Below are 15,964 nucleotides of genomic sequence, written 5' to 3' on the forward strand. Positions count from 1 at the left end.
TCAAGAATAGCTGATAGATCGTCAAGGTACAGCATGTCTGCCTAGTGTAGAATGTTTGCTTCCCAGGTTATCTCGGAATTTCCCGGATTGGCGCAATTATTGTGAACAAGCTCAACCCCCGACAGAGTGAAGCCGTCCGCTATGCGGAGGGTCCTATGCTGGTACTGGCTGGTGCCGGCAGTGGTAAGACCAGCGTGATCACCCGCAAAGTGGCTTATCTGATCGAACACCTTGGCATTCCAGGGCGTCATATCGCCGCCGTGACCTTCACCAACAAGGCCGCGCGCGAAATGAAAGAACGTGTCGGACGCCTGGTGGATCGCAAACTGACCCGGGGATTGATTGTTTCCACCTTCCATAACCTCGGGCTGAACATGATCCGCGAGGAGCACGAGCACCTGGGCTATCACCCCGGTTTTTCGATCTTCGATGCGGAAGATGCCAAGGCCCTGCTGCAGGACCTGATGATGCGCGAGGCCAGCGCGGATGCCGGCGATGAACTGTCTGACGTGCAGATGACCATCTCGTCCTGGAAGAATGCCATGCGCAGCCCCCAGGACGCCTGGAGCCGGGCCGCTGATGAGCGGGAGCAGCGTATTGCCATCATTTACCGCCACTACAACGAATACCTGAAGGCCTATAACGCGGTGGATTTCGATGATCTGATCCTGCTGCCGGTACAGCTGTTCCGCGACAACCCCGAGGTGTTGCAGAAATGGCGTCGAAAGATCCGCTACATGCTGGTGGATGAGTATCAGGACACCAACCTGTGCCAGTATGAGCTGGTCAAACTGCTGGTGGCAGAACGGGCCGCCTTTACCGTCGTTGGTGATGACGACCAGTCGATCTACGCCTGGCGCGGCGCCCGGCCTGAAAACCTTGCTCAGCTCAAGGAAGACTTCCCTAGCCTCAAAATCGTCAAACTGGAGCAGAACTACCGTTCCACGGTTCGCATCCTTCGTTGCGCCAACACGGTCATTGCCAATAATCCCCACGTGTTCGAGAAAGCCCTGTGGAGTGATCATACGGTCGGGGACGAGCTAAGAATCGTCCGCTGCCGCAGCGAAGACGCGGAAGCCGAACGGGTGGCCACGGAAATTCTCGACCAGAAACTCAAGAAAGGCCTGGCTTTCCGGGACTTCGCCGTTCTCTATCGGGGCAACCACCAGGCACGGCTGCTGGAAATGAAACTGCAGGCTTACCAGATCCCCTATCACATCTCCGGTGGCCAGTCGTTTTTCTCCAAGAACGAGATCAAGGACGCCATGTCCTATCTGCGTCTGTTGGTGAACCCGGATGACGACGCGGCATTCCTGCGCGTCGTGAACGTGCCCCGCCGGGAGATCGGCCCCCGCACGCTGGAACAGCTCAGCCATTACGCCCGCTCCCGCAACGTCAGCCTGTTTCGTGCCCTGGGCGATATGGGTGCCGAAACCCACGTTACCGAGAAGGGGCTGGACCGTCTGCGGCGCTTCGCTCACTGGGTGGACAACACCTGCGAGCGCCTGCACAGCGAAGATCCGATTCCGGTGATCAAGCAGTTGTTCACCGATATCGAATACGAGGAATGGCTGCACCTGCATTCCGGCTCGCCAAAACAGGCGGAACGGCGAATGGAGAACATCTGGTATCTGGTGGAATCCATCCAGCGCATGCTGGACGACGGCAAGGGTACGGCCGACGAAATGGGCATTGAAGACGCCATCAGCCGGCTAATCCTGCGCGACATGATGGAGCAGCGCGAAGAAGAGGACGACAGCGACAAGGTCCAGCTACTGACCCTCCACGCCTCAAAAGGCCTGGAATTCCCCCACGTGTTCATCATGGGTCTGGAAGAGGAAATACTGCCCCACCGCTCCAGCATTGAGGAAGGCAATGTCGAGGAAGAACGGCGACTGATGTACGTGGGTATCACCCGAGCCCGGGAAACCCTGACCCTTACGTTTGCCGCCCAGCGAAAACAGTACGGCGAAAAGCTGGAAACTATTCCAAGCCGGTTTCTTGATGAGCTGCCCGAGGACGACCTGAGATGGGAAGGCACCGGCGACCTGGACGTGGAAGCCAACCAGCAAAAAGGTAAGGCCACCCTCAGTGCATTACTCGGCGACCTCGGAAGCTGAATTTCACGTTTTTTCACAATCTCTGCAACCTTATGACCTCCTGATCCGTAACAGCCTAGGGAGCTTTGCTTCCGGCAAACACAAAAACAAGATCAGGAGAACACCATGTCCCGTCGATTCAATCGATTATCAAGCGTCACCGGTTCGCTGATTCTGCTCATCGCAGGATCAGGCACCGCCAACGCGGGCCTTCTCGGCAGCCTGCTGGGCGGCTCATCCGAGGACTCAACGACCCAGACTGAGGAACCGGCAGCTCCTGACAGTTACAACAGCAAGGGCACGTTCAGTGAGCCCTTTGCGGAACCCACCATTATTGTGGATGGTGAAGCTGTCGAAACGGACGAAAAATGCATTACCCGCGCTGACGGCATGGATGAGTGCAAACCCGCGGCCGGCACCATGGCACTTCTCAAAGACGGTCGCCTGCTTTACCTGAACGCCCTGGAAGGCACTGAGAACGTTGAGTTATCCATTGTTGCGGAATTTGGCGAAGTGTCCGTCAACGATCAGACCCGCGTTCTGTCGCTGGATGAAAACGACAATCCATCCTGGATCAAACCCTCTCCCCTGGACGCCGGCGCCAACCCGGATGGCAACGACAGTGAAACACTGCTGAATGGCACCGAGCTGGATGGCCTGCTCGATACCGCCGACAACACCAGCGCCAACGACGGCGCCCTGTTCTGCTCCGACGTCATCGGCCTGGCCAACGGTGATGTGATGGCCGTTGGCGGCACCGACTACTATTCCGAGCCAGGCATTGATGGCCTGCCTCTTGGGGTGGCGGAACTGGAAGGTATCAAGAATTCGAGAATATTCGACGAGGAGACCAACACCTGGCGCCAAAGTGGCGATATGACCTACGGGCGCTGGTATCCATCACTCGTAACCATGGGCAACGGCAACGTCTTCGTCGCCAGTGGTGTCACCAAGCTGCTAAAGCCAGTGTACCCGGATGAGCCACTGAACAGCGGACGCAACGTGGTGCAAACGGAGACCTACGACCCCTGCGCCGGCGCCTGGACGCAGAATCCGTCCACCGCTGATCGCTCCTTACCGCTCTATCCACGCATGCATCTGCTGCCGAATGGACACATCTTCTACAACGCTGGTGGCCAGGCCTTCAACCCATTCGGCCAGGGTTACGACCAGGCATTGTGGAACATTGTCGCCAGTTTCAACCCGGATACCCAGCGCTGGAACGACATTGGCTATGCCGGCCTCCCACTAAGGCTGGATGAAGCCGGGCTGGGTCAGTTGAGCAGCACCCTGAACATCACCAACCTGTCGCTTGATCAGGTCGGCTCACTGCTTGGCGATGTTCTCGACTCGCCCACGGATTTGCTGACCAGCGCAGCCGATCTTGGGGTATCTGAAGAAGATCTGCGCATGGCGATCGCCGGTGGTATGCGGGGCTCCACGTCGTCCACCATGTTGCCGCTGAAACCAGACGCCAGCGGTAACTACAATGAAGTGGAACTGCTGACCGCGGGCGGCGTACCCAGTTATGCAGTACTGACGAACCCCGGCGGCTACCTGCCCACCGACCAGACCCGCATCGATACTGTCACCACCAACGGCGACGAAATCGGCTACGAGTCGCGTTTGGCCGGCCCACTGAATCAGCCTCGCTGGTACGGCACAAACGTTGTGATGCCCGACGGCACCGTGATGGTGTTCAGTGGCGGCAATCGCGACGGTGTGGTAGCGCCCGGCCTGGAAGGCCCGATCCGCACCGCCGAGCAGTTCAACCCGGAAACCGGAGAATGGACGGAAATGGCTACCGGCCACCGCGCCCGCACTTATCACAACACTGCGGTACTGATGGAGGACGGCCGCGTTATGGTTGCCGGCCACTCACCAATCAACACCGCTTACCTGACGTTCGTGGATCTTCAGGATTTCGGACTCGCACCCTATGACGGCCGCGATCCGAGTTTCGAAATCTACACTCCGCCCTACGCCATGCGGGACGACCGCCCCAAAATCAGAAGTGCACCCAGCAATCTGACCATTGGCGACCGATTCAACATCAAGGTCGACCAGGTGGATCAGATCGACAAGGCCCTGCTGATTCGCCGTACAGTCATGACCCACGTCATTGACGGTGACCAGCGTGCCATTGAACTGGTCATGGAGCGGGGCCCTGGCAACAAGCTGACTCTGACCATGCCCGACAACCACAACGTGGTGCCCGCCGGCGAATACATGCTGTTCGTCAGCAAGGACACCCCAGATGGCCGCGTACCCTCGGTGTCCGCGCCGATCACTGTGGTGAATGAGAATCTCGCCTGCATGGCGCCCACGCAGGTGGCCAGCGATACCACCACCAGCGGTGGCATCATTGAGTCAACCCTCGAGCTGCTGTGACCGTCAGGAGGATTGTTATGAAACACATCGAACAGATCGGAGCTCGCCTGGCGGCCCCGGTGTTGTTCGGCCTGGTGTCCCTGTCAGCCTCCGGGCTGGCAGGGGCCCACGGTGCACTGGAGACAGAGGACGTTCCGGACGGCATCGTAAAGGCTCGAATAGCCCATCAACCCGACATTCCCGGACTCAGTGCAATCATTCTGGATGCACCGCGCCCGGGCATATTGCTTCGATATCAAGGTGAAGAACCTCTGACCGTATTGGGCACGGACGGGGAGGCGTTTATACGATTTACCCGAACCGAAGTCACCGTTAATACGGAGAGCCCCAGCTGGAAAGCGCTACCAAACCAGTCGGCGGAAACGAGCCAGACGTCCTGGGTGACAATGTCTCAATCCGGCGCTTTTGGCTGGCTGGACTCCCGGCTCAATGTTCTGCATGACAGCAACAGCGCAGATGGACCCAAAACCTGGTCAATTGCAGTGACAACGCCCAAAAACGGCACTGAGCGAATCGAAGGGCAACTGACCTATATGCCCATTCACTAACGGGCGACCATTCCGCTAACCAATAAAAAGCCCCCGTAATATCGGGGGCTTTTTGATCTACCGTGGGCCGGAATACAGTTGCTACTGGCTGGCCTCAACCATGTGCTCGACGGCGCTCTCGATTTCCTCATCAGAGCACCCGGAACAACCGCCCTTGGCCGGCATGGCATTGAAGCCGTTGATTGCGTGATTGACCAGTGTGTCCAGTCCTTTTTCAATACGGGGTGACCATGCGGCTGTGTCGCCCTTCTTGGGAGCGCCTGCCGCGCCAGTGCTGTGGCAAGCGGTACAGGCTGCATCGTAAACGTCACTTCCAGAACGAGGGCCCGAGCTTGCGCTTGCAGATGGAGCAGCTGCCTGCCCACAGTCTTCACCCTGGACGCACACTTCGCCAACCGGGGCAATGCGAGCACGAATTTCATCTTCAACATTGGCCATTACGGCACCTGCGGTCAGGCCGAAACCAAGCAATACGGCAGCCAGGACTCTCTTCATCATCACAATGCACCTCACAATTGGGCGTTATAATCGTTAGTGCACGCATTATAGCGACTGCGGCAGGCCAAAAAAACCAAACTGCAAAATGAACCCCCGATTTCAATCAATTTTCGTTGCCATTTCGTAAGTCAGAGCGCTCCGGAAGCACTTTCCGGGTACCATGCACCAAACAGATACCGAAGGTTCGAATGTATGCCTGATACCAACCAGCCACACCCCTGGCGAAAGCCATTACTGATCACCGAGTTTACCGCGGTAGCCATACTGCTGGCGTCCATGGGCTGGTTTTCCAGCCGCGCGGCAGAGGGTGCCGCACTGAGCCCTGTGTGGTTATTGATTCCCGCCGCCGCAAGTCTTGCGGTATTCATCAGTTTTATCGGGCTGATGTACCTGCGCTGGGTGGTTGCAGCAGCTGCTGAACGCAAACCCCGGCATAAAATCGTATTTTCCCTGCTGGTGATGACGCTGCTCGGAGTATGGGCTTACGGCGTCGCCAACACCTGGATCAGTGTTTCAAACGCATAAGGACTGGACCATGCCCATCGTTCGCCGCCCTGAACTTTTGAGGTTTACTGGCTTGCTATTGTCTCTGAACCTGTTCCTTCCCGGAACGGCCACCGCGCAGGACGAGCCCCCCGGGAACCGGAATTTTGAGGGAGTGAAGCCGGAAGACTGTGCCCTGATCAAGGATGGCGTTCAGCGTCTCGCATGTTACGACGCCATCAATGACCCGGCCAGCGCTCGCAATGGTGCCTCTGATGAGAGCCTGGACGCCATCGACAAGTCGACGGAGGCGCTGCAGTACGAAGAGGCAGCGAATGCGGAAAACGGCGATGCAACACTGGGGCCCGCGGAAGAAAGCACGACAGGAGAGGACGGAGAAGATACCGGTGTGATGTCGGCGATCCTGAACCGTTATGTCGCCGCAGAGAAGGCTATTTTCTCGTTTTCCGGCAGTTTTGTTGGCCATCGGCCGATGTATATCCTGCCGTTCAGCTATATGAAGAATGCCAATCGTGAACCCACAAATCCGAGACTGGGCGCAACCGATTACGACTATGGCATCGACAACCAGGAAGCCAAGTACCAGATCAGTTTCAAGGTACCCTTGTTGACTGGCTGGCTGGATGACCGCACGACGCTCTGGTTCGGCTACACCCAGAAATCGTTTTGGCAGGTGTATAACACGGATGATTCAGCGCCATTCCGGGAAACCAATTATGAGCCGGAAGTCTTTGTACGCTATGAGACGAATTATGACCTGGGCCCTGGCAGACTGAATGGTGTCACGCTGGGCTTTAATCATGAGTCCAATGGCCAGTCGGAACCCCGTTCCCGCAGTTGGAACCGGATCGTGGGGTCGGCAGCCTACAGCTATGATCGCTGGCTGTTCATCCTTCAGCCCTGGTATCGACTGCCGGAGGATGACAGCGAGGACGACAATGAGGATATTGAGCGCTATCTGGGCTATGCGAACTACATGGCGATCTACAAGTGGAGTGAGGATCGGACGCTGTCGATGAAGCTGATGAACAACTTGCGGTCAGACAACAAGACGTCGATTGAGTTGGGTTATAGCTTTCCGATGGGGGATACGATCAAGGGGTATGTCCATTATTACAATGGCTATGGTGAGAGCCTGATTGACTACAATGAGCGGATTCAGCGGATTGGCATCGGGATTATGTTGAACGACTGGCTTTGAGTTATTTCTGGCTTTTGGTGCAAGACCGCTCGGGGCGATACCGATGTCAGAAACACGCTCAAGCACATCCATGTGGCGCTTGAGCTCCGCCATCCATGGCTCCGCACAGTTTCTGACATCGGTATCGCCCCGACCGGCCCCAGAACAGTGAGTTAACCTTCCTCGTTGAGCCTTTGCATTTCCGCCAGCAGCTCTGCCGTTTTTTCCTTCATCAAGGCAATATCACCACGGGATTCCACGTTCAGGCGAACCACCGGTTCGGTGTTGGACATTCGCAGGTTGAACCGCCAGTCGTCGAATTCGATGCTGGCACCGTCGACGTGGCTGACACTTTTGGCGCCCGGGCTGTACTTGGCCTCGATGGCGGCAATGACCTTGGGGGGATCATCGATCGTGCGGTTGATTTCGCCGCTGGCCGGATAGGCCTCGATTCTGGCGTCTATCAGGGAGGACAGCGTCTGGCCGGACTGGCACAGGCGTTCGGCGACGAGCAACCAGGGGATCATGCCGCTGTCGCAGTAGGCGAAGTCGCGGAAGTAGTGGTGGGCGCTCATTTCGCCGCCGTAGACTGCATCTTCGTCGCGCATGCGTTGTTTGATGAAGGCGTGGCCGGTTTTGCTTTCGATGGCTTCGCCGCCAACGGCGTTGACGAGGTCGATGGTGTTCCAGGTCAGTCTTGGGTCGTGGATGACTTTACCGCCGCCGGTTTTGCGGAGGAACTGGTCTGCCAGCAGGCCGACAATGTAATAGCCCTCGATGAAGCGGCCGTTTTCGTCGAAGAAGAAGCAGCGATCGTAGTCGCCGTCCCAGGCAATGCCCATGGCAGCGCCATACTCCACAACCGCATCCGCGGTGGCGGCGCGGTTTTCTTCCAGAATGGGGTTGGGAACACCGTTCGGGAAATGACCATCGGCCTGGTGGTGCACTTTGACGAAATCGAACGGCAGGTGTTGTTCCAGCTCGTCGACAATCAACCCCGCCCCGCCGTTACCAGCATTGACCACGATGGTTTTGGGCTTGAGCGATCCTGCCGCTATATAACCCAACAGGTGATCGATATAGGCGGTAACCACTTCCAGCGGCTCATATCGTCCCTGTTCCGGCGCATCACCGAAGGGCTCAGGCACCCGGTCACGGATGTCATTCAGGCCGTTGTCGGAACTGATAGGGCGCGAGTCCGGCCCCACCATCTTCATGCCATTGTGATCACGCGGGTTGTGGCTGGCGGTGACCATGATGCCGCCGTCCATTTTGTAATGGCTGGTGGCGAAGTAGACCAGCTCGGTACCACACAGGCCGATGTCGAAAACGTCGGCACCGGCGGCCATAAGGCCGGAGCAGAGGGCATCGGCGATTTCACGGCTGGACAGCCGGATGTCGTAGCCGACGATGACTCTTTTCGCCCCCGTCACTTCCACATAGGCGCGACCGATGCGTTCGGCCAGCTCTGGGTTAAGCTGGTCCGGCACTCGGCCACGAAGGTCATAGGCTTTAAAACAGGACAGATCCATTGTCACTGATGTTTACTCCGCGGCGGACGACTGAAGCTGGATGTAGTTCTGGATACCCATCTTGCCGATCATGTCGAGCTGGGTTTCGAGCCAATCAATGTGCTCTTCTTCGCTGTCGAGGATGCCACGGAACAGTTCACGACTGGTGTAGTCCTTCACCTGCTCACAATGAACAACCGCATCTTTCAGGTCCTGATGGGCGATCATTTCCAGTTTGAGGTCACAGGACAGCATTTCCTCGACGTTTTCACCGATCAGCAGCTTGTTTAGGTCCTGGAGGTTAGGTAGCCCTTCCAGAAACAGGATGCGTTCGATCAGCAGATCCGCATGCTTCATTTCGTCGATGGACTCTTCGTATTCCTTGTCCGCCAGTTTGGTGATACCCCAATCCTTGTACATGCGGGAATGGAGGAAGTACTGGTTGATGGCGGTCAGCTCGTTGGCGAGTACTTTATTCAGGAACTGGATGACTTTCTTGTCGCCTTTCATGACGGATCTCCTTTCGTGAGTGTGCGATCCTTACAAGGATAGTCTTTCACGCGGGGAGAAAAAATCACATTTAGGAATCAGGTGCAGGCAAGAACGGATTCCGCACTCTCCCTATCACTACCCTATCCGTCAGGCGGGCTGGGCTAGCATGTCAGCCATGGCCAGGTAATCGGGGGTGCGGCTTTCGCGGAGAATCTCCCGTGCTGTACAGGCACAACGACCGCATTGCGTGCCAACACCGAGCTCCTTGCCAAGCTGGCGCATGGAACTGACGCCATTGTCGGCGGCTTCACGGATTTCTCGGTCTGTTACACCATGGCAGAGGCATACATACATAGGAGCATCTCACTAACGATAACAAAGCTAGTGATAATTATTGTCATTTGCATGCAGCTTTGCAAGCCCAAAGAGCGATTTTTGTGCAAATTCTTTTTAACCGCCCGCCTCACGGGTCAGGTTTCTGGCGCCATCGTGTGTAACGACCACATTATCCTCAATGCGAATACCGCCGCACCCTCGTAATTCATCGATCACTGAACGGTTAAAGTTCTTCCCCAGTGGCCCATCCAATACCGGGTCCAGCAATGAAGGAATGATATAAAGCCCCGGCTCTATGGTGACGACCATGCCTGCCTCCAGGGTCCGGGTCAGGCGTAGGAATGGGGCGTCTGACGGCGGCGGTTCTTTCTTGCCAGAGACGTCATGCACCTGAACTCCCAGGAAATGACCAATACCGTGCGGAAAGAACGCCCTGGTAACGCCCTGCTCCACCAGGGTTTCGTCATCCACCCCCTGAACCACTCCGGCGGCATTCAACAGTGCCGCAATGCCTTGGTGGGTCTTGCGATGGATCGCCACATACTCCACGCCGGGTGCAACCATCCCGCACAGCCGTTGCTGCAATTGTTCCAGCCCCTGAATCAACGCGGAAAAACGTCTTTCCCCTGCCCCGGGCGTGGTGCGGGTAATGTCGGAACAGTAACCGCGAAAACGGACACCGGCGTCGATCAGAAGGCTGCGGGGAGGCGCAGGGGCTTCGGTATCATAGTATTGGTAATGCAGGGTGCCGGCGTGTTCATTCACGCCGATAATACTGTGGTACGGCGCTTGGGCTTCACGCTGCCCGGTCGCCTGCTGGTAGGCCAGGTTTATTTCAAACTCACTGCCTCCGTCCAGAAACGTCTTTCGGGCCGCCTGGTGGCCCTGCATGGCAACGTGGTTGGCACGAGCCAGGCAGGCTATTTCATACGGGGTCTTATGCACCCGGGTTTCGTCCAGAGCAGACAACAGGCCCTCCGGATTATGTTCCCCATCAACCCCGGACAACTGGGACGGGTCGCCCACAACGGCAAGCCTGCCATTGACGTTCATTACCGGCGCTTCCCGACGATCACTGGAACGCACCTCCATCGACTGCAGCCAGGGCTCGTCCGGCAATTCCGGAGTGGCATGCCAGAAGTCCACGGGGTGATAAAGACTGAGCAGCGGTTTATGCCCGGGCCGGATAAGTAACCAGCTGTGTTCCTGCCCGGTCAGCCCGGTCCAGTGCAGGAAGGGGCCATAGCCCTGAAAATGCCATGCCTGGTCGTCACCATAACGCACGGGTGCGGCGCCGGAACTGATCAGCAGACCGTCATAACCCTGCTCGGCGATGGCGTGCTCGTAACGCTGCTGAAGCGTGCGAATATGGTCCGTCTGCAGTGACAGTAACTCGGTGTCAGACATGCTTGTTTTCCAGTGTTTTCCAGAGGGTTAGCAGATCGTCGGAACGGGGCTCACGCAGGCGAATCAAGCGGATCTCCAATGGCACGTCGCAACGCTTGTCCCCGGCCCGGGTGAGGCTGCCAAAACGCTCGCTCTTTTCCGTCATTCGTTGTGGCAGCCACCCCATGCCGAAGCCCTGTTTTACCAGCGCCTTGATACCGGCCGATTGGGTATTTTCATTCAGTGGCAACAGGTTGGCTGGCAGCTTGCACCTGTTCAGGTGCCCCTCAATGGCAGACTGCAGGAACCCCCGGGAGTGATAGGCAATCAGCGGGACGGGCTGCTCCGGCGTGCCCGGCAGCGCAAATCGTGGTTGCCCGTTTTCATCGGCCACACTTACAGGCACCAGAAATTCCCTCGCCAGCGTCACCCATTCGTAGCGGTCCTCGCTCAGATGATCTTTCCAGGGCAGATCCTCATGCCAGTAGCACAGCACCAGGTCACATTCGCCGCTATCCAGCGCATCCAGAAATTGCTCCCCCACCCAGTTGGTGGCTTTCAGGTTCAGTTGTAGCCGCTCGGCCAAGCCCTCCTGCCGGGCCCACCCCTGATAAAAGTGGGAAAACAGCCCCTGGGTTGATCCCACACTGATCCGGGCAGACGCCTCGGACTCCATGTCGCTGATCCGGTCTTTGGTTTCACGAACGTCCCGCGTTACGCGCTCGCACAGCTCAACGAAAACCTCCCCCGCCGGTGTCAGCGACAATGGCAGGGTCTGGCGGTTGATCAGTGTTGCCCCCATGGCTTCCTCGAGAAGCTTGATGCGGCGACTGAACGTCGGCTGGCTCACATGCTGCAGTTCAGCGGCACGTGAGAAATGACGCGTTCGGGCCAGCGCCATGAAGTCTTCAAGCCAGCGTATTTCCATGGTGTTACCAGCGTCGGGAATGGTTGTCAGGCATCATAGCCCATCGTGGAGAACCGGCTATAACCGCCCTTCCTCCACCGCGTGACACGCAACCTGGGCGCCGCCATCCGTCGCTATCAACTGAGGTATTTCCTGCCGGCATCGGTCGTCGGCATACGGGCAGCGACCATGGAAGACGCAACCTGACGGCAACTGCACTGGTGTCGGAACCTCGCCCTGTAACCGGATATGGTTGGGCCGGTCGTCCTCCAGCTTTGGAATGGCCGACAGCAACGCCTGGGTATATGGATGCCTCGGCATACTGAACAGCGTTCTGGTATCTGCCAGCTCGCACACCCGGCCAAGGTACATGACCGCAACCCGGGTACCAAAATGCTCGACCACGGCCAGATCATGAGTAATAAAAAGATAGGTCAGGTTGCGGCTTTCCTGAGCTTCCATCAGCAGGTTGAGCACCTGCGCCTGAATGGAGACGTCCAGCGCCGAAATCGGTTCGTCCGCAACGATGAACTCGGGGTCCACCGCCAGCGCCCGGGCAATGGCAATGCGCTGGCGCTGACCGCCGGAAAATTCATGACCAAAACGGCTACCCCAGTCCGGGTCGATCCCCACCGACTCCATAACATCCTGCACCTTGTCACGGATCTGGGACTCCGAGGCATCCGGCTGATGAAAGCGAATTGGCTCTTCCAGGGTTTGCTGGATGGTCATCCTCGGGTTCAGCGAGGCGTAGGGGTTCTGGAATATCATCTGCATCTTGCGGCGGTACGGCAGCACCTCTTTACCGTCAAGATTGTCGATACGCTGGCCGTCGTAGTGGATCTCACCAGCGCTGGGAGACAACAACCCCATGACGGTACGGGCCACGGTCGATTTACCACAGCCGGACTCGCCCACAACACACAGCGCTTCGCCTTTCTGGACCTGCAGATCAACGCCATTGATCGCGTGCACGGCTTCCTGTTTGCGGTGGAAACGACCGCCTTTGAATGAGATCTGCTCCAGCAGGCCACCGGAAAGATCAAACTTCTTCTCCAGGCCGCGTATATCGACCAGCGTGGATGACGGGGAGGTCACGATTCCACCTCCTGCATGCGTTTCTCCTGCTCAATAAGGTTGCTGACTTCGTAACAGGCCACATCCACATTACCCGACCGAACATACTCCGGCATCCGACGCTTGCACTGATCAGTGGCGAAGGAACAGCGTGGGTGGAAGGGGCAGCCTGTGGGCACATTCTTCAGGGACGGCATGGAACCCGGAATCTGGAACAGCCGCTCGCCGGGCTCACCCATCTGGGGCAGCGCGTTGATCAGCCCCTGGGTATAGGGATGCTGGGCATCATTGATGATTTCGCGGGTGGGCCCTTGCTCAATGATTCGGCCGGAATACATCACCAGCATGCGCTGGGTGACCTGAGACACCACACCGAGATCGTGAGTGATCAGCATCAGCGCCACGTTGTCCTGCTCGCACAGCTCCAACAGCAACGCCATGATCTCAGCCTGAATCGTCACATCCAGGGCCGTCGTCGGCTCATCCGCGATGATGATCTCCGGGTCCAGCAGCAATGCGATGGCGATGATAACGCGTTGGCGCATGCCGCCAGACAGTTCATGGGGGTATTGATCCAGGCGCTTGTCCGGCGACGGAATCTGTACCTTCCGCAGCTTGTTCAGGGCGATATCCCGGGCCGCCCTGGTGCTGATCCGGCGATGCGCCTTGAGCGCTTCCACCATCTGGGTGCCAATGGTCAGCACCGGGTTCAGGGTCATCATCGGGTCCTGGAAAATCATGGCGATGCGGTTGCCGCGAATCTTGCGCAGTTCCCGCTCGCTCATGGCTGCCAGGTCCTTACCCTCGAACAGGATCTCGCCAGCGGCAATGTAACCGGGCCGGGCGATCAGGTTGAGAATGGAGAAAGCCGCTACGGATTTACCCGCGCCAGATTCCCCCACCAGCCCCAGGCGCTCGCCCTTGTCGAGACTGAAACTGATGCCACGCAGAGCGGTAAGGTCCCCGCCACGGACAGCGAAGCGGGCCTCAAGATCTTTTACTTCCAGCAATGGCATGGCGTTACCCCTTGTACAGCCGTGGGTTCATGACATCCCGCAACCAGTCACCCAGCAGGTTGATGACCAATACGAGTACCACCAGCACCAGACCGGGGATCAGGGTGATCCACCAGGAACCACTCTGGATGTAGTCAAAACCGGATTTGATCAGCGAGCCCAGCGACGGCTGTGTTTCCGGCATGCCCAGGCCCAGGAACGACAACGCCGCCTCGGAAATGATCGCGTTGGCGATCTGTACCGTGGCAATGACGAAAATCGGTGACAGGGTATTGGGCAGGATGTGGCGGAACATGATCCGGCGGGTGCGAAACCCCATCACCTTGGCCGCATCCACGTATTCCTTTTTCTTCTCCGCCAATACCGAGGCCCTCACTGTACGGGCAATCTGAGGCCACTCTGCCACACCAATGATGAAGATCAGCATGTAGATAGCGACTTCGCCGAACATCAGATTGCCAAAGCTGGCCTTGAACACGGCACCCACAATGATCGCGACCATCAGAGTAGAGAACGACAGCTGCACATCGGCAATCCGCATCAGGATGGAGTCGACCCGACCGCCCAGATAGCCCGCCAGCAGGCCGAACAGGATGCCCAGCGCCGCTTGCAGGACAACCGCGCCAAACCCGATCAACAACGACACCCGGGTGCCATACAGAATGGTGGAGAGCAAATCCCTGCCCTGGGCGTCGGTGCCCAGCGGGAAGGCCGGATCGGAGCCATCCAGGCCGACCGGTGGCAGCTCGGAGTTCATGATGTTGATCTGGGCCAGGTCGTAGGGGTCGGCCGGCGCCAGCAAAGGCGCAAAGACGGCCGCCAGCACCATGGACAACAGCACGATAAAGCTGGCAATCGCCACCTTGTCGCGCTTGAAGCTGTACCAGAGGAAGGACTCGCGAAAGCGATCCCAGCGTGAAAGAGTCGCCGTCGTCATGCTTTCTTACCTGTCAGTTTTACGGTGGGATTCACCAGACCGTAGATCAGATCCACCACGGTATTGGTAATCACGAATATCAGGCCTACCACCATCAGGTACGCCACGATCAGGGGAATATCGCTGCGGGTGATGGCCTCCAGGAACATCAGCCCGACACCGGGCCACTGGAACACGGTTTCCGTAAGAATGGTGTAGGCCACCATGATGCCGATCTGCACACCGCCCACGGTAATCACCGGCAGCATGGTGTTCTTGAGCGCGTGCAGGAAATAGACCCGGGAAGAGCTCAGGCCCTTGGCGCGGGCGTACCGGATGTAGTCGCTCTGCAGCACTTCCATCATTTCCGCACGGATCAGGCGGATGAACAGCGGCAGCATGATGGACGCCAGCGATACCGACGGCAGAATCAGGTGCAGGAGGCCGCCCTGGGAGAAAAAGCCGGATTCCCAGGTGCCGAATAACGGCGTCAGGTCATCACCCCGACCGTAGGACGGCAATCCGCCTTCAGTGGATAGTGCGGCGTTCAGCCACTGCCCCCAGCCAGCATCCTGCGGGAACCAGTCGACGGTGATACCGATCGAGAAAATCTGAATCAGTACGATGGCGGTCAGGAACACCGGAATGGAAATCCCGACGGTACTGACCCCCATGAAGAATTTGGACAGCCATGCCTGAGGGCGAATCGCGGCGAACACCCCGATGGGCACCGAGAACACAATAATAATCAGGCTGGCGCCGATCACCAGCTCGAGGGTGGCCGGCAGGTGCTCGAGGATTACGTCCATGGTGGGCTTTCCGTAAAAATAGGAAATACCCAGGTCACCCTGCAGGGCGTTACCGGCAAACCGGACGTATTGCACAACCAATGGGTCATTCAGTCCCATTTCCTCACGGATCGCTTCCCGCTCATCCTGCGAGACGGACATGCCCACCATCTGTTGAAGCGGGTCGCCCAGGCCATCCTGAATGGCGAAAGCAATCACACTGATCACGAACATGACCAGTACGGCCTGGGAAATTCGCTGAACCAAAAACGCTAACATGAAAAATTCCGGGTCAAGCTGCAAACAAAAGGCCGG

15 protein-coding genes are annotated in these 15,964 nt (G+C 57.7%); 5 read left to right on the plus strand and 10 right to left on the minus strand.

The features are described 5' to 3' along the window. The first annotated feature begins 101 nt into the window (after positions 1-101). The 3 genes from rep (at position 102) to JJO78_RS19510 (ending at position 5,038) form a co-directional block, all read left to right on the plus strand. Positions 102-2,120 (plus strand): DNA helicase Rep, encoded by a 2,019-nt coding sequence (gene rep, locus JJO78_RS19500; RefSeq protein WP_075194993.1) that lies wholly within the window; start codon positions 102-104, stop codon positions 2,118-2,120. A 105-nt stretch (positions 2,121-2,225) separates the two neighbouring features. Next, complete coding sequence (locus JJO78_RS19505; RefSeq protein WP_075194992.1) at positions 2,226-4,490, plus strand: galactose oxidase-like domain-containing protein; 2,265 nt, start codon at positions 2,226-2,228, stop codon at positions 4,488-4,490. A 17-nt stretch (positions 4,491-4,507) separates the two neighbouring features. Further along, the gene (locus JJO78_RS19510; protein ID WP_036202972.1) at positions 4,508-5,038 is read left to right on the plus strand and encodes a hypothetical protein; all 531 of its coding nucleotides are present in this window, start codon (positions 4,508-4,510) and stop codon (positions 5,036-5,038) included. Between the two features lie 81 nt (positions 5,039-5,119). Here the strand turns inward: JJO78_RS19510 and JJO78_RS19515 are convergent, their stop codons facing one another. After that, a complete protein-coding gene (locus tag JJO78_RS19515; protein ID WP_036205573.1) occupies positions 5,120-5,533 on the minus strand; it encodes a c-type cytochrome in 414 nt (137 codons plus the stop codon). Between the two features lie 195 nt (positions 5,534-5,728). Between JJO78_RS19515 and JJO78_RS19520 the strand changes: the two genes are divergently transcribed. Together JJO78_RS19520 and JJO78_RS19525 are read left to right on the plus strand one after the other, a co-directional pair. Further along, the gene (locus JJO78_RS19520) at positions 5,729-6,061 is read left to right on the plus strand and encodes a hypothetical protein (protein WP_036202970.1); all 333 of its coding nucleotides are present in this window, start codon (positions 5,729-5,731) and stop codon (positions 6,059-6,061) included. Between the two features lie 10 nt (positions 6,062-6,071). Next, positions 6,072-7,241: a phospholipase A gene (locus JJO78_RS19525; protein WP_036202968.1), complete on the plus strand. Its 1,170-nt coding sequence runs from the start codon at positions 6,072-6,074 to the stop codon at positions 7,239-7,241. 152 nt (positions 7,242-7,393) lie between these two features. Here JJO78_RS19525 and JJO78_RS19530 read toward each other — a convergent pair whose 3' ends face one another. The 9 genes from JJO78_RS19530 to JJO78_RS19570 form a co-directional block, all read right to left on the minus strand. Further along, entirely contained in the window at positions 7,394-8,752 is a 1,359-nt protein-coding gene (locus JJO78_RS19530) for a phosphomannomutase (RefSeq protein ID WP_075194991.1), read from the minus strand. 12 nt (positions 8,753-8,764) lie between these two features. Then, complete coding sequence (bfr, locus tag JJO78_RS19535; RefSeq protein WP_007153572.1) at positions 8,765-9,241, minus strand: bacterioferritin; 477 nt, start codon at positions 9,239-9,241, stop codon at positions 8,765-8,767. A 129-nt stretch (positions 9,242-9,370) separates the two neighbouring features. After that, entirely contained in the window at positions 9,371-9,577 is a 207-nt protein-coding gene (locus JJO78_RS19540; RefSeq protein ID WP_007153573.1) for a bacterioferritin-associated ferredoxin, read from the minus strand. Positions 9,578-9,673: 96 nt separating this feature from the next. Continuing rightward, complete coding sequence (gene pepQ, locus JJO78_RS19545; RefSeq protein WP_075194990.1) at positions 9,674-10,966, minus strand: Xaa-Pro dipeptidase; 1,293 nt, start codon at positions 10,964-10,966, stop codon at positions 9,674-9,676. Then, a complete protein-coding gene (locus tag JJO78_RS19550; RefSeq protein WP_075194989.1) occupies positions 10,959-11,873 on the minus strand; it encodes a LysR family transcriptional regulator in 915 nt (304 codons plus the stop codon). The genes pepQ and JJO78_RS19550 overlap by 8 nt, the downstream gene beginning before the upstream one ends. Before the next feature lie 57 nt (positions 11,874-11,930). Beyond that, positions 11,931-12,950: an ABC transporter ATP-binding protein gene (locus JJO78_RS19555; RefSeq protein ID WP_075194988.1), complete on the minus strand. Its 1,020-nt coding sequence runs from the start codon at positions 12,948-12,950 to the stop codon at positions 11,931-11,933. After that, on the minus strand, positions 12,947-13,945 hold the full coding sequence (locus tag JJO78_RS19560; RefSeq protein ID WP_075194987.1) for an ABC transporter ATP-binding protein: 999 nt from the start codon (positions 13,943-13,945) through the stop codon (positions 12,947-12,949). The genes JJO78_RS19555 and JJO78_RS19560 overlap by 4 nt, the downstream gene beginning before the upstream one ends. 4 nt (positions 13,946-13,949) lie before the next feature. Then, positions 13,950-14,882 (minus strand): ABC transporter permease, encoded by a 933-nt coding sequence (locus tag JJO78_RS19565; protein ID WP_036202948.1) that lies wholly within the window; start codon positions 14,880-14,882, stop codon positions 13,950-13,952. Beyond that, positions 14,879-15,928 (minus strand): ABC transporter permease, encoded by a 1,050-nt coding sequence (locus JJO78_RS19570; RefSeq protein ID WP_075194986.1) that lies wholly within the window; start codon positions 15,926-15,928, stop codon positions 14,879-14,881. Before JJO78_RS19570 ends, JJO78_RS19565 begins: the two co-directional genes overlap by 4 nt. Between the last annotated feature and the right edge of the window lie 36 nt (positions 15,929-15,964).

The organism is Marinobacter sp. DS40M6 (assembly GCF_028581595.1).
In the GTDB taxonomy this organism is placed as follows: domain Bacteria; phylum Pseudomonadota; class Gammaproteobacteria; order Pseudomonadales; family Oleiphilaceae; genus Marinobacter; species Marinobacter salarius.

Bases quoted from the DNA above. Each gene is read 5' to 3' on its own strand.
- JJO78_RS19505 (WP_075194992.1), top strand. From the start codon at position 2,226: ATGTCCCGTCGATTCAATCGATTATCAAGCGTCACCGGTTCGCTGATT.
- JJO78_RS19510 (WP_036202972.1), top strand. From the start codon at position 4,508: ATGAAACACATCGAACAGATCGGAGCTCGCCTGGCGGCCCCGGTGTTG.
- JJO78_RS19515 (WP_036205573.1), bottom strand. From the start codon at position 5,533: ATGAAGAGAGTCCTGGCTGCCGTATTGCTTGGTTTCGGCCTGACCGCA.
- JJO78_RS19520 (WP_036202970.1), top strand. From the start codon at position 5,729: ATGCCTGATACCAACCAGCCACACCCCTGGCGAAAGCCATTACTGATC.
- JJO78_RS19525 (WP_036202968.1), top strand. From the start codon at position 6,072: ATGCCCATCGTTCGCCGCCCTGAACTTTTGAGGTTTACTGGCTTGCTA.
- JJO78_RS19530 (WP_075194991.1), bottom strand. From the start codon at position 8,752: ATGGATCTGTCCTGTTTTAAAGCCTATGACCTTCGTGGCCGAGTGCCG.
- bfr (WP_007153572.1), bottom strand. From the start codon at position 9,241: ATGAAAGGCGACAAGAAAGTCATCCAGTTCCTGAATAAAGTACTCGCC.
- JJO78_RS19540 (WP_007153573.1), bottom strand. From the start codon at position 9,577: ATGTATGTATGCCTCTGCCATGGTGTAACAGACCGAGAAATCCGTGAA.
- pepQ (WP_075194990.1), bottom strand. From the start codon at position 10,966: ATGTCTGACACCGAGTTACTGTCACTGCAGACGGACCATATTCGCACG.
- JJO78_RS19550 (WP_075194989.1), bottom strand. From the start codon at position 11,873: ATGGAAATACGCTGGCTTGAAGACTTCATGGCGCTGGCCCGAACGCGT.
- JJO78_RS19560 (WP_075194987.1), bottom strand. From the start codon at position 13,945: ATGCCATTGCTGGAAGTAAAAGATCTTGAGGCCCGCTTCGCTGTCCGT.
- JJO78_RS19565 (WP_036202948.1), bottom strand. From the start codon at position 14,882: ATGACGACGGCGACTCTTTCACGCTGGGATCGCTTTCGCGAGTCCTTC.
- JJO78_RS19570 (WP_075194986.1), bottom strand. From the start codon at position 15,928: ATGTTAGCGTTTTTGGTTCAGCGAATTTCCCAGGCCGTACTGGTCATG.